General features: G+C 66.9%; 10 protein-coding genes. 6 read left to right on the top strand and 4 right to left on the bottom strand.

The annotated features are described in order from the left end of the window. Window positions 1-69 precede the first annotated feature (69 nt). From AC51GR_RS13705 to dxs, 3 genes are all read left to right on the top strand, one after another. Window positions 70-2103 carry an APC family permease gene (locus AC51GR_RS13705; RefSeq protein ID WP_496325189.1) on the top strand — a complete coding sequence of 678 codons (2034 nt, stop codon included), beginning with the start codon at window positions 70-72 and terminating at the stop codon, window positions 2101-2103. After that, on the top strand, window positions 2103-3479 hold the full coding sequence (locus AC51GR_RS13700; RefSeq protein WP_496325188.1) for a class I SAM-dependent RNA methyltransferase: 1377 nt from the start codon (window positions 2103-2105) through the stop codon (window positions 3477-3479). The genes AC51GR_RS13705 and AC51GR_RS13700 overlap by 1 nt, the downstream gene beginning before the upstream one ends. Before the next feature lie 126 nt (window positions 3480-3605). Continuing rightward, the gene (gene dxs, locus AC51GR_RS13695; RefSeq protein WP_496325187.1) at window positions 3606-5531 is read left to right on the top strand and encodes a 1-deoxy-D-xylulose-5-phosphate synthase; all 1926 of its coding nucleotides are present in this window, start codon (window positions 3606-3608) and stop codon (window positions 5529-5531) included. A gap of 15 nt (window positions 5532-5546) precedes the next feature. Here dxs and AC51GR_RS13690 read toward each other — a convergent pair whose 3' ends face one another. Together AC51GR_RS13690 and AC51GR_RS13685 are read right to left on the bottom strand one after the other, a co-directional pair. Next, window positions 5547-6800: an HRDC domain-containing protein gene (locus AC51GR_RS13690; protein ID WP_496325186.1), complete on the bottom strand. Its 1254-nt coding sequence runs from the start codon at window positions 6798-6800 to the stop codon at window positions 5547-5549. Continuing rightward, the gene (locus AC51GR_RS13685) at window positions 6797-7387 is read right to left on the bottom strand and encodes a DUF3000 domain-containing protein (RefSeq protein WP_496325185.1); all 591 of its coding nucleotides are present in this window, start codon (window positions 7385-7387) and stop codon (window positions 6797-6799) included. The genes AC51GR_RS13690 and AC51GR_RS13685 overlap by 4 nt, the downstream gene beginning before the upstream one ends. Window positions 7388-7461: 74 nt before the next feature. Between AC51GR_RS13685 and hemE the strand changes: the two genes are divergently transcribed. The 3 genes from hemE to hemQ all read left to right on the top strand — a co-directional run bounded on the left by hemE (window position 7462) and on the right by hemQ (window position 10627). After that, window positions 7462-8511 carry a uroporphyrinogen decarboxylase gene (hemE, locus tag AC51GR_RS13680; protein WP_496325184.1) on the top strand — a complete coding sequence of 350 codons (1050 nt, stop codon included), beginning with the start codon at window positions 7462-7464 and terminating at the stop codon, window positions 8509-8511. After that, window positions 8508-9869: an FAD-dependent oxidoreductase gene (locus tag AC51GR_RS13675; protein WP_496325183.1), complete on the top strand. Its 1362-nt coding sequence runs from the start codon at window positions 8508-8510 to the stop codon at window positions 9867-9869. Before hemE ends, AC51GR_RS13675 begins: the two co-directional genes overlap by 4 nt. Before the next feature lie 62 nt (window positions 9870-9931). Then, window positions 9932-10627, top strand: coding sequence for a hydrogen peroxide-dependent heme synthase (gene hemQ / locus AC51GR_RS13670; RefSeq protein WP_496325182.1), 696 nt, complete (start codon window positions 9932-9934; stop codon window positions 10625-10627). Between the two features lie 98 nt (window positions 10628-10725). Here the strand turns inward: hemQ and AC51GR_RS13665 are convergent, their stop codons facing one another. Then, window positions 10726-11973 (bottom strand): glycosyltransferase family 87 protein, encoded by a 1248-nt coding sequence (locus tag AC51GR_RS13665; RefSeq protein WP_496325459.1) that lies wholly within the window; start codon window positions 11971-11973, stop codon window positions 10726-10728. Window positions 11974-12028: 55 nt separating this feature from the next. Continuing rightward, a complete protein-coding gene (locus AC51GR_RS13660; protein ID WP_496325181.1) occupies window positions 12029-13606 on the bottom strand; it encodes an alpha/beta hydrolase in 1578 nt (525 codons plus the stop codon). Between the last annotated feature and the right edge of the window lie 2 nt (window positions 13607-13608).

Genomic DNA, 13608 nt, shown 5'->3' with positions numbered 1-13608 from the left:
GCAGATGCTCTCCGGAACGGTACCGCGACCGGCGTGGCCTTACGTCATCGCAGGCCCTATTGTTGCCTGGTGTCCACGGTGTCCAAGGCCTCAACGGCGGCGAAGCGGTTGTTGCTCGGGCGTCCATTCCGCAGCGACAAACTCGGGCACACCCTGCTGCCCAAACGGATCGCGCTCCCGGTGTTCGCGTCCGACGCGATGTCGTCGGTTGCCTATGCGCCGCAGGAGATCTTCCTGGTGCTCTCGGTGGCCGGCCTGTCGGCGTACACCTACACCCCGTGGATCGGACTCGCGGTCGCACTGGTGATGGCGGTGGTCGTGGCGAGTTATCGGCAGAACGTGCACGCCTATCCGTCGGGCGGTGGCGACTATGAGGTGGCCACCACCAACCTCGGACCCACCGCGGGACTGACCGTCGGTAGCGCACTGCTTGTCGATTATGTGCTGACCGTTGCGGTCTCGATCGCCTCGGCCGCGGAGAACATCGGCTCGGCGGTACCTTTCGTGCAGGAACACAAGGTCTGGTTCTGCGTGGTCGCGATCATCCTGTTGACGTCGATCAACCTGCGCGGGCTGCGAGAATCGGGTACCGCGTTCTCGATTCCCACCTATGCCTTCATCGTCGGCATGGTGGTGATGCTGATCTGGGGGTTCCTGCGCGTTTTCGTGTTCGGGGACAACATCGAGTCCGAAACCGCGGATTACCAGATCGTCGCCGAAGAGAACCACCTCGTCGGGATCGCCTTCGTCTTCCTTGTCGCACGCGCCTTTTCGTCCGGGTGTGCGGCGCTGACCGGGGTGGAGGCCATCTCCAACGGCGTGCCGGCCTTCGAGAAGCCCAAGTCGCGCAACGCGGCGACCACGCTGCTGCTGCTGGGAACCATCTCGATCGTCTTGCTGATGGGGATCATCCTGCTGGCCAAGGAGATCGGCGTGAAGTACGTCTCCGATCCGGCCAGGGATCTGCTCGGTGCACCGGCCGACTACGAGCAGAAATCACTCATCGCACAGCTGGCACATGCGGTGTTCGGCGGATTCAGCCCCGGTTTCTACTTCGTGACCGTGGTCACCGCACTGATCCTGGTGCTCGCCGCGAACACCGCCTTCAACGGGTTCCCGGTTCTCGGATCGGTGCTCGCACAGGATCGTTACCTCCCACGGCAGCTGCACACCCGCGGCGATCGGTTGGCCTTCTCGAACGGCATCCTGTTCCTGGCCGTTGCGGCCATCGCCTTCGTCGTCGCCTTCGGTGCCGAGGTGACCGCACTCATCCAGCTCTACATCGTCGGCGTCTTCGTCTCCTTCACCCTCAGTCAGATCGGGATGGTGCGGCACTGGACCCGGCACCTCAAGACCGAAGGTGATCCGCGAGCCCGGTCCCGGATGATCCGGTCGCGGATCATCAACAGCATCGGACTGGTGATGACCGGGTCGGTGCTGATCATCGTGTTCATCACGAAGTTCCTTGCCGGGGCCTGGATCGCGATCCTGGCGATGGTCGCGATCTTCGGTCTGATGAAACTCATCCACCGGCACTACGCGTCCGTGCAGTCCGAACTGGACAATTCCGATTACGAGGCCGTGCTGCCGAGCCGGACCCATTCGATCGTGCTGGTCTCGACGCTGCACCTGCCGACCCGGCGGGCGCTGGCGTTCGCCCGCGCCACGCGCCCGGACACCCTCGAGGCCATCACGGTCAACGTGGACGAGCGGGACACCCGAAAACTGGTGGCGCAGTGGGAGGACAGTGACATCACCGTTCCGCTCAAGGTGATCGCCTCGCCGTATCGGGAGGTGACCCGTCCGGTCATCGAGTACGTCCGGCGGTTGCGGCGGGAATCACCCCGGGACGTGGTGACCGTCTTCATCCCCGAGTATGTGGTCGGTCACTGGTGGGAGCAGATCCTGCACAACCAGTCCGCGCTGCGGCTCAAGGGCCGGCTGCTGTTCGAACCGGGCGTGATGGTCACGTCGGTACCATGGCAGCTCAGTTCCTCGGATCGGCGAAAGCGTGACCGCACGTACATCGCACCGGGCGACACCCGTCGCGGTGTCGGCTCGCCCCCTGCCGGTCCGACACCAACAGAGAAAACAGGTTTGTAGTGACCGGCTCAATGCCACAGCAGGAATCCCAGGAAGCCGGCAACGGATGGTTGGGAACCGAATTCGAGATCACCGTCGACCGCTTCGGCCACGGTGGAATCGGAGTCGGCCGCCGCGATGGCCGGGTGGTGTTCATCCGCCACGCCCTGCCGGGCGAAACGCTGAGGGTGGTGGTCACCGAGGATCGGGGCAAAGGTTTCTGCCGTGCGGAGATCCGCGAGATCGTCCAGGCATCGCCCCATCGCATCGAAGCGGTCTGCCAGGTGGGCGCCCCGGTGTCCGCCGGTGGTGCCGGAGCGGGTTGCTGTGACCTTTCGCATACGACGGGCGCCTATGCCCGCGAGTTGAAATCGCAGGTCCTCTCCGAGCTGCTGGGCCGGATGGCAGGCATCGAGTGGGACGGCGAGGTGGTCTCCCTCGACCCCGAGGCCACGGTCGCCCCGGAAACCGGGTGGCGGGTGCGGGAACGCCTCTTCATCGACGGGCAAGGGCGTCCCGGCGTGCGGGCCTACCAATCGCACTCGGTCATCCCACGCCTGGATTGTGCTCAGCCGGTTGCCGGGATGGTTGATGGCCTCGACGAGTTCGGCGACCTCGAGCCCGGTTCCGAACTGATGCTGACCGTCGGCGATGACGGTGTCCGCCATGTGGTCCACATCGCCGCCGCGACCGAACCGCATCGCGGGGGACGCGGCAAACGGCCACAGTCGGGACGGCGACGGACACAGCAACAACGGGCGCAGCGCTCGACCGCGCGACGTGAGGTACTGCTGGCCGGGGCGCCGACCGTGCGCCGCACCGTCGGCGGCCGCACCTGGGAGCTGCCCGTGACCGGGTTCTGGCAGGCCCACCGGCTGGCGGCATCCGGATACAGTGCCACGGTCCGAAGCCTGATGAGGTCGGCCGAGCTGCCGCGTTCGGTGGTGGCGTGGGATCTGTACGGCGGGGCCGGTGTCCTGGCGGGTGCTGTCCTGGACGAGAACGACGAGTCGTGGGGTACCGCCCGCGTTCACATCGTCGAGGCCGACCGCGGTGCCACGGCAGCCGCCGACCGCACCTTCGCCGACGACCATCGCGTCTCGGTGCACCGGGGCAGTGTCCTGCCGTCGATGGCCGATCTGCCGTCGCCCGACGTGGTGATCGTGGACCCGCCGCGGTCCGGTGCCGGCCGCGAGGTCGTCGATCGGATCACGGCCGCCGGACCCTCGGCTGTCATCGCGGTCGGCTGCGACCCGGCGACCTTCGCCCGCGACCTCGGCGACTACCGCCGTGGCGGATACGAGGTCGACACGTTGCTCGGTTTCGACGCGTTCCCGCTGACCCACCACATGGAGGCGGTGGCGCTGTTGCGTCCCGCGAAGCCGGCCGCGTCGTAACCAATCCCTGCGGCTCACGGTCTCGAAGAATCCGTAGACTGGTAACTCACGTGTCATCGCAGCCCGGTGGTACGAGTCGGCGGAGTTTTTCCCCGTCTGGAGATTGGCCATTGAAAGGATGTTGGGATGAGCGTGCTGGATTCGGTTGATTCGCCCACCGACCTGCGCGAACTGACCGTCGCGCAGATGCAGGCGCTGGCCGCCGATATTCGTGAGTTCCTGATCGCGAAGGTCTCGGCCACCGGTGGCCATCTCGGCCCGAATCTCGGTGTCGTGGAGACGACCCTGGCCATCCATCGGGTCTTCGATTCGCCGAACGATGCTGTGCTCTTCGACACCGGCCACCAGAGTTATGTCCACAAGATCGTCACCGGCCGCAAAGACCGTTTCGACACCCTGCGCCAGCGCGGCGGACTGACCGGTTACCAGGAACGTGCCGAGAGCGAGCACGACTGGGTCGAGTCGTCGCACGCGTCGGCGGCGCTGTCCTACGCGGACGGACTCGCCAAGGCCTTCGAACTGTCGAAGCAGGACCGGCACGTGGTGGCCGTGGTCGGCGACGGTGCCCTGACCGGCGGCATGTGCTGGGAAGCGCTCAACAACATCGCGGCCGGTGATCGTCCGGTCGTCATCGTCGTCAACGACAACGGCCGGTCCTACGCGCCGACCATCGGGGGATTCGCCCGGCACCTGTCCGGCCTGCGCCTGCAGCCCGGTTACGAACGTGTTCTCGACGAGAGCCGGCGCGCCGTACTGAAACTGCCGTTGTTGGGCCAGATCGCCTACGCCGCGCTCCATGGCCTCAAGACCGGCATCAAAGATGCACTGGCACCGCAGGCGATGTTCACCGACCTCGGCATCAAGTACGTCGGGCCGGTGGACGGCCACGATCAGGAAGCGCTGGAAAACGCGCTCCGACAAGCCAAGTCGTTCGGCGGTTCGGTGATCGTGCACACCGTCACCAGTAAGGGCATGGGATATCACCACGCCGAGAACCATGTCGCCGACCGGATGCACGCGACCGGCATCATCAATCCCGAAACCGGCAAGTCCACCAGTGTCTCGGCGCCGGACTGGACCTCGGTCTTCTCCGCCGCGCTGATCGAGGCGGGCAGCAATCGTGAGGACGTCGTGGCGATCACCGCGGCGATGCCCGGACCGACAGGACTCTCGGCCTTCGGCGAGCGCTTCCCGGAGCGGATGTTCGACGTCGGTATCGCCGAGCAGCATGCGCTGACCTCGGCTGCGGGCCTGGCCCTGGGCGGTATGCATCCTGTGGTGGCGATCTACTCGACGTTTTTGAATCGGGCCTTCGATCAGCTGCTCATGGACGTCGCCCTGTTGAAGCAGCCGGTGACGTTGGTGCTCGATCGAGCCGGGGTCACCGGGCCCGACGGCCCGAGCCACAACGGCATGTGGGATCTGTCACTGATGTCCATCGTGCCGGGCATGCGCGTGGCCGCGCCCCGCGACTCGGCACGTCTGCGCGAAGAGTTGGCCGAGGCGCTCGAGACCGACGACGGACCCACCGCATTGCGCTTCCCGAAAGGGGCGGTCCCGGAGGATATCCGGGCTGTGGAACGACTTTCCGACGGTACGGATGTGCTGCACCGGCCCGAGCGCGGCGAGGACGCAGACGTGTTGATCGTGGCGGTCGGACCGTTTGCGTCACTGGCGCTGGACACCGCGGCCCGGCTCTCCCAGCAGGGGATCGGTACCACCGTGGTCGATCCGCGCTGGGTGCTCCCGGTGCCCGAGTCGATTGTCGGTCTGGCACAGGCGCATCGACTGGTGGTGACGGTCGAGGATGGTGGCGTGCACGGCGGTGTCGGATCGTCGGTGTCGGAAAAGCTTCGGGCAGAGAACATTTCGACGCCGGTGCGCGACGTCGGCATCGAGCAGCGATTCTTGAGCCACGCGTCACGTGGTCAATTGCTCGACGAACTCGGCCTGACCGCGCAGGATGTGGCCCGCGCGATCACCGCCATGGTCTCGAGTATGCAGGCGCCGCTGTCGAGCGCCGACGAGGAAGATCTCAACGACATCAGCTAGCCCACCCGCGAATTGCTATTCGGTGGGTGGCGGAGCCAGCGCTTCGGCGATCACGGGTGCGGTCAGTTCGACCTGCCAGGGTCGAGCTCCACCGGCGGTCAATCGTTCGGCCACGGCCTCGGTGGACACCGAATTCAGGCCCTCCCAACACAATTGGCGGACGAGGTCGGGAAGCAACAGGTTCTCGACTGGTACGTCGACGCGTTCGGAGAGTTCGCTCAACCCGGCGCGGACGGCGGTGTAGCGGGCCGCGGCCGCCGGATCCTTGCCCTCCCAACGATTGACCGGCGGCAGGCCGGTGGTCGGCGGACGGCGTGAGGGGAGTTCGCTGTCGGGCAGGGTCCGCGCGGTCTCGAGCGCGGCCATCCAGCGGCCGGCCAGTCGCCGTTGCCGGGGACCACCGAAGACCGGCAGTTTGTAGAGTTCGTCCAGGGTTTTCGGGTCCGCGACCGCGGCGGCCACGATCGCCGAATCCGGAAGGATACGACCGGGGGCGGTGTCGCGTCGACGGGCCAGATCTTCCCGGGTGTTCCACAACTGCTGTACCGCGGCCAGGGTCCGGGGTGACTTGATGGTGTGGATCTTCGAGACCCGTCGCCAGCGATCAGGGCGGGGGATGGGATCGGGCCGGGCCAGGATCGCCTCGAATTCCTGTGCAGCCCAGCCATCTTTGCCTGCTTCGACGAGTGCTGCCTGCACCGCGTCGCGCAACTCGATCAGGACCTCGACGTCGAGGGCCGCATAATTCAGCCACTCGTCGGGCAACGGGCGACGGGACCAATCGGCGGCGCCGTGACCCTTGACCAGTCCGAGGCCGAGGAAGTGTTCGACCATGGCGGCCAGATTGACCCGGGGGATACCCGCGAGCCGGCCGGCCAGTTCGGTGTCGTACAGCGCGGCGCACCGGAAGTTCAACTCGCGCAGGCACGGTAGATCCTGGTCGGCGGCGTGCAGGATCCACTCCGGACCGTCGAGGACGTCGGCCACCGGACCGAGTGCCTCGGGGTGCTCGATCGGATCGATCAGCATCGTGCCGCTGCCGTTGCGCCGGATCTGGATCAGGTAGGCACGGCCCGAATAACGAAAACCCGAGGCGCGTTCGGTGTCGAGCGCAACGGGTCCCGAACCCTCGGCCAGTCGCCGCGCGGCGTCGGCGAATTCTTGGGGCGTGGTCAGGACCGGCGGGACACCGTCGGCCGGTGTCGTGAGCGGTATGGCCGGTGGCCGGTCGGGTTCTGCGGCCGGTTCCGGTGTGGCGGGATCGGTCACGCTTCGGCGAACCCGAGGCGTGTCACACCGGTCGGCGGAAGACCGGCGGCGAGTGCGAGCACATTGCAGAACGCTTCGACGTGGCCGCTGAGGTCATCGTTGGTCGCCGTCCACGACGCACGCAATTCGAGCTGATGCGCCCGCGGCGGCCCGGCGATGTCGCCGTAGCGAACCGAGGTCGTCGACGTCACGGTGCCACCCAGGGCCGTCACGTCCACGCGGTCCGACTTCTCGAGCGCTTCGGTGAGCCAGCTCCAGGCCACCTCGGGCAGGAGAGGATCGGTGGCCAGATCGGCCTCCATCTCGGCCTGGATGAACGCCACCAGGCGCATCGTGCCGTTCCAGGCCTCATGGCCGTCGGGGTCGTAGAGCAGGATCAACCGGCCGAATGCGGTCCCGTCGGAATCTGTTGCGATGTCGTCGTCAGGCTGGGTCACCTCTGCGCCGACGGCGTAGCTGTAGGGCGCAAGTCGTTGTGGTGGACGAATGCTGCCGAGTTCGATCTCCGACCGGACCTTGGCCGCATGCATCGATTCGATTGCGCTGCGGAAGACCGCAGGCTCGGTCGAGGCTCCGGATGTGGTCACTGCTCGACCGTAGGGCCGATCAGGTCGGACGCAGCGGAGGCGCGCCGAGCGGCACATGGCAGCATGTGGAGGTGATGTCTGAACATGATGCTCGCACTGTCTCTCCGCTGGTCGCGGCTGCCCGCGGGCAGGTTCCCAGCCACCGTCCGGTCTGGTTCATGCGCCAAGCTGGGCGCTCGCTACCAGAGTACCGGGAGATCCGTGCTGGTCGCGGGATGCTCGAGGCCTGTTTTGATCCGGAACTGGTCTGCGAGATCACCATGCAGCCGGTCCGCCGCCACGGTGTGGACGGGGCGATCCTGTTCTCCGACATCGTGGTTCCCCTCAAGGCCGCCGGCATCGACCTCGACATCGTTTCCGGTGTCGGTCCGGTGATCGCAAATCCGGTGCGTACACACGCCGATGTGCAGGCCCTGCCGATCCTGCGGCCCGAAGCCGTGGGCGCGGTCTCGTCGGCCGTCAAGTTGCTCAAGGCCGAGCTCGGCGACACCGCACTGATCGGATTCGCCGGCGCACCGTTCACCCTGGCGTCGTATCTGATCGAGGGCGGACCGAGCCGCAACTACGAGAACACCAAGGCGCTCATGTACTCCGAGCCGCAGGTGTGGCACGAACTCGTGGGCAAACTCGCCGACATCACCATCGCTTTCCTCAAGGTGCAGCTCGAAGCCGGCGTCGACGCCATCCAGCTGTTCGATTCGTGGGCCGGGGCACTCTCGGTTGCCGATTACCGCACCTTCGCCCGGCCACATTCGGCGCGCGTGTTCGCCGAACTCGCGTCCTACGACGTGCCGCGTATCCACTTCGGCGTCGGAACCGGTGAGCTGCTGCACGATATGGGCACCGCAGGCGCCGACGTGGTCGGTGTCGACTGGCGGATACCGCTCGACGAGGCCGGTCGCCGTGTCGGTCCCGGCAAGGCGTTGCAGGGCAACCTCGACCCGGCGTTGCTGTTCGCGCCCTGGGAGGTCGTGCAGTCCCACGTCCGCCGGATCGCTGCCGAAGCCGACGCCGCCGTGGCCGCCGGTTCCGCGGGCCACATCTTCAACCTCGGTCACGGCGTGTTGCCGACCACGGACCCGAGCATGCTGACGCGGGTGGTGGAGCTGGTGCATTCGCTGTGAATCCCTCGCGGCTGGCAGTGATCGGCGGCGGTATCTCGGGTCTGATGGCCGCCTACCGTCTACGGACACTGCTCGGACCGGCCGTCGACATCGAGATCTTCGAGGCCACCGATCGGCTCGGTGGCACCCTCAAGGGCGTCGAGCTGGCCGGTCGACGGCTTGATGTCGGCGCCGAGGCGTTCCTGGTCCGGCGCCCCGAAGTCCCCGCGCTGCTGGACGAACTCGGTATCTCGGGGCGGATGGTGCACCCGGGCACGCTCGGTCCCCGGATCCTGGCCCGGTCGGCGCTCGAGCCGATGGCGCGGCCCACGCTCATGGGGATTCCCGCCGATCCGGCCGTGGTCGCGCATCTCGCCGAACCCGCCGATCTGGCGTTGATGACCGACGAACCCACCCGGCCGTTCCGGTGGACGTCCGGTCAGGATGTGTCCATCGGCGGACTGGTCGCGCAGCGTTTCGGTCGTTCGGTGGTCGACCGCAGCGTCGACCCGATGCTCTCCGGTGTCTACTCCGCCCGCGCCGACGACCTGGGTCTGCGGGCGGTATTGCCCGCGCTGGCCGCAACGTTGGACGCCGGCGCCCCGAGTCTGACCGCGGCTGTCACCGAACTGCTCGGCGCCACTCCGGGTCAGGGACCGATCTTCGGCGCGTTGACCGATGGCTATTCCGAGCTCCTCGACGTGCTGATCGAGCGGTCCGCGGTCACGCTGCGTACCCATGCCGTCGACGATGTTCGCCGCGGCGAGGACGGCTGGCTGGTCGACGGAGACGCCTACGACGGGGTCGTCTGTGCGCTCGCGGCGCCGGCTGCGGCCCGCGTGCTGGGGTCCGAACCCGCCCTGGCCGCACCACTGTCGCGCATCGACGTCTCCGGATCGGCCGTGGTGGCACTGGCATTGGGCCCGGAGGTGATCCTGCCGGAGTTGTCCGGCGTGCTGGTGGCCAGCGACGAGACCGTGGTGCGCGCCAAAGCATTCACCTTCAGCAGCCAGAAGTGGCCGCATCTGGCCGGTGACGGCGCGCTCGTCCGCGCGTCCTACGGCCGGTTCGGTGCGCCGGTCACCGGCATCGACGACGAACAGTTGATCGACTGGGCCACCGGAGACCTGTCCACCGTCATCGACATCTCAGGAGGCCGCGGCGAGCCCCTGCGACCGGTGGACGCGGTGGTGCAGCGGTGGCCTTCCGGACTGCCGCGATATGCGACCGGGCATGCCGAACTGGTCGCCGAGCTCGACCAGAGCCGTCCGCGTGGACTCGTCCTGGCCGGTGCGGCCTACAACGGGGTGGGGGTCCCGGCGTGTATCGGCCGGGCCGACCGGGCAGCGCGCCAACTCGTGGCCGACCTGATCGCCTGACCCCTCGCGCATCGGCCCCCTGGGCTGCCGAGACACAGCCGGTGGGTGGCAGTATGAAATCCATGACCCGCCTGGATTATGCCGAAATCAATGCCACCGTCCGCTATCTGATGTTCTCGGTTTTCTCGGTTCGCCCCGGTGAACTCGGTGACGATCGGGCCGAGGCGATTGCCGACGCCACCAAGTTCTTCGATTCGCTGGAAGAGCGCGGCGTCGTGGTCCGTGGCCTCTATGACGTCGCCGGCCTGCGGGCTGATGCCGACTTCATGATCTGGTGGCATTCGGAAGAGGTCGAGCAGATCCAGGCTGCGTACGCCGACTTCCGTCGCACCACGATCCTGGGCAAGGCCAGCAACTCGGTGTGGAGCAACGTCGCGTTGCATCGTCCGGCCGAGTTCAACAAGAGCCACATCCCGGCTTTCCTCGCCGGTGAGGAAGCGGGCAAGTACATCTGCGTCTACCCGTTCGTGCGGTCGTACGAGTGGTACCTGCTGCCCGACGACGAGCGCCGCAAGATGCTCGCCGACCACGGCAAGGAAGCTCGCAGCTACAAGGACGTGCGGGCCAACACGGTCTCGTCGTTCGCGCTGGGCGACTATGAGTGGCTGCTGGCCTTCGAGGCCCCCGAACTGCACCGGATCGTCGACCTCATGCGTGATCTGCGGGCCACCGAGGCCCGCATGCACGTGCGGGAGGAGACACCGTTCTACACCGGGCCGCGGGTCGAGGTCGACAAGCTGATCGCCTCGCTGCCCTGATCGATCGGGCCCTCACAAACGAGCCGGTTATACGAAGACGAGCCACAAATATGTGGCTCGTCTTCGTATAACCGGCTCGTTTGTGGAGCTGTGGGGGGTCAGGCCGGCAGTTCGGCCTTGATCGGTTGGTCGCGCTTGCGCAGATCGAGGTAGCGGAACAGCAGCGAGCAGAACACCGCGATCATCAGCAGCGACCAGCCCCAGGTGACCTTGTTGTATTCGATGGCCCGGCCGAAGGCTTCCCACCTGATCGAGTAGAACGCATCGAACGACAGACATCCGTAGACGCCCAGCCAGGCGGGCCAGTTCCGGACGGCCGAACCCCGCAAGAGGACGGTCATCAGCAGCGGGAACAGCAGCATCGAGTAGTAGCCCTGGCCGAGTGAACCCACCAGCCACGAGGTGCACAGCAGAACGCCCGACGAGGTTGCCATCCAGAGCAGTTCATCGCTCTGGCGGTAGTAGCGGTACAGGAACCAGAGGCTGAACGCGGCCATACCGACGAAGGCCAGCCGCAGAAGCCAGACCAGCCAGGTGTCGACGCCGAAGTAGGCGCCGGTGCCGACGATCGAGCTGTTGTAGTAGTCCCGCGCCTCGAACAGGTACGGGGCGGTGCGGGTGAAGAAGTCCATCGGGTCGGCCGAGAGCGGCCAGGCCATCGCGGTCAGCAGGATCGGCATCCCGATGGCGCCGACGAACACCTTCCACTGCCGGTTGAGCAGCGGCAGCAGGAGCAGCACGGCCAGGACCGGTTTGACCGCGATCGTGATACCCAACGGGACACCGGCCCACAGATCCTTGCGCTGCAGTGCCCAGGTCATGAAGAGCAATTCACCCAGCAGCACAAAGGAATTGAAGTTCACGAAGATCAGGGTGTGCGAGACGCTCTCGGACAGGAAGAACACGAACAACACCACCGGCATGACCGGCGAACGCCAGGAGTACCCGAACATCCGGGTGATGAGGTAGGCGCAGAACACCAGCACGACCGCGGAGGCGAAGATGAACAGCCACCGCGACTTCTCCGGATCGAGGTAACCCAGTGGTGCCATCAGCATGGTGCCGGACGGAGGGTAGAGGTAGTGCGGATCGACGGTGTTGTAGTTGCCGTTGTAGACCGGTTCGTTGCGCAGGAACGCCAGCGCGGCGCGGTACACCGGTGCGAAATCGTCGGTCCGGTCGCCGTTGACACCCAGGATCAGCGACCGCTGGATCACCATCAGGATCGCGACCGGCCACAACACCATGGACACGATCCGACCGGTGTCGACCTGCGGAAACAGCAATCGATCACGGATCGTTGCAGGGCTGGTCGTCAGTTGTTGGTCGTCGCGGGTGTCATTCATCGGCACTGCCGCACCGTACTACGGCCACCGGTGGCCGCGGCGCCCGACACGGGACTCAGGCCGGACAAGCGCCCGTCGTCGGGGGTGTTCCGGAGTGCGCATACGCCATCACGGCCTGGCCGGCACAGTCCGAATGCGCGGTCACCGAGTACCCGAGCCCTTCCCACGTCAGCATCGAGAAGTCGGCACCGGCGCCCACCAGGCCACCGTTGACACCGTCGGTGGCGACCGGCCCGTTGATCGGGTCACCGGCGCCACGGAGGACCAGAACCGGCACCGGTAGCTCGCGCAGCGACGGCGGTGCGTCGCCGGAAGGGAACCCGTTGCAGCGCAGGAGACCGAGTGCGGCATTGCTGCCGGTCAGCGGATATTGCTGACTCCATTCGGCGAGCAGATCCGCGACCTGGTTCTGGCCGACCGGTTCGGTGGTGTCGTTGCAGCGTGAGAGCAGTTGGCCGTCACCGCCGCGCAGTTCACGGGACTGTTCGATCGCGGTTCGCAGCGGGCCCAGGGTGCCGTCGTCGGCCTTGCTCAGCAGGTCGGAGGTGGCGGCGATGACCGCGGGCCGGTCACCGGGTGTCAGGGCGATCGTGGTGGTCGCCGCGAGGAGGATGTCGGTGTCGGAGAATCCGCCGACGTTCCCGGCCCGGGCCCGTTCGAGGAGTCCGGCGATGGTGGCCGCGGGATCGGCGCCGAGAGAACAACTCAGTGCCCGGCACTGTTCGGCGAAGGTCCGCAGCGCGGCGTTGGTTCCCTCGGCGATCTGCTGGGCCGAGTTCTGGGCGTTGGCGCCGTACGGGGCCGGGGTGTCCAGGATCAGTCGGGCGACATGGTCGGTGTACAGACCGGCGTACGCCAGTGCCACCGCGGCGCCGTTGCCGACTCCGATGATCCCGATGTGCTCGACGTCCCACAGGACACGCAGTTCCTCGAGGTCGGCGGCCGCATTGTTGGTGGTGAACTGCACCTGGTGAGGGCTCAGCGTCTCGGTGCAGCCGTCGGATGCGGAGGTTCCCGCCGCGGCCAGGCGGCGTTCGCGGTCCGCGCTCGCATCAGCTGACTCGCTGAAGCCGTTGCTGAGCAGGGTGTTCCGTTCGAGGTTGGTCATGCAGTCGAGCGGGGTCGACTCGCCGGTGCCTCTGCGGTCGACGGCGACCACCGGGTTACCGGCGAGCAGGGCGCTGCCGCCGCCTGCGGCCAGCGAGACCAGCGTTCGGGCCGACGCGAGGTCGGTGCCCGAGGTCAGGACCAACGGAGGTGCCTCGGCGGGGGTCGCCGATGATCGGGCCCGCACCGCGGACACCAGAACGGAATCGATGCTCTGGACACCGGGGGTGACCGAGTTCGTGTAGTTGGCGCAGTCGAGGGTGATGCCGTCGGGGAGCGCGGCGACGCCGAGGCGTTCGACCGTCGCGTCGGTGCACTCGGTCCAATTCAGGTCCGACGCCGGGGCCGCCAGTTCCGGCGGTGCCTCGGCGGTCGATGGCGCCTGCCCGCCGTCACCGTCCTGCTCGATCACCAGATCGGGACCGGGGTCCGGACCGGCGGAGCATCCGGTGAACGCACCGATGGTCACTGCCGTGGCAATCGCGCACAGTCGGAGCCGTCGGCGGATCACGGTGGGGCGTCGCATGA

It is taken from the genome of Williamsia sp. z71, assembly GCF_059553375.1.
The sequence above is the reverse complement of the archived record's forward strand: the minus strand, read 5'-3'. Positions and strand labels throughout refer to the sequence as shown.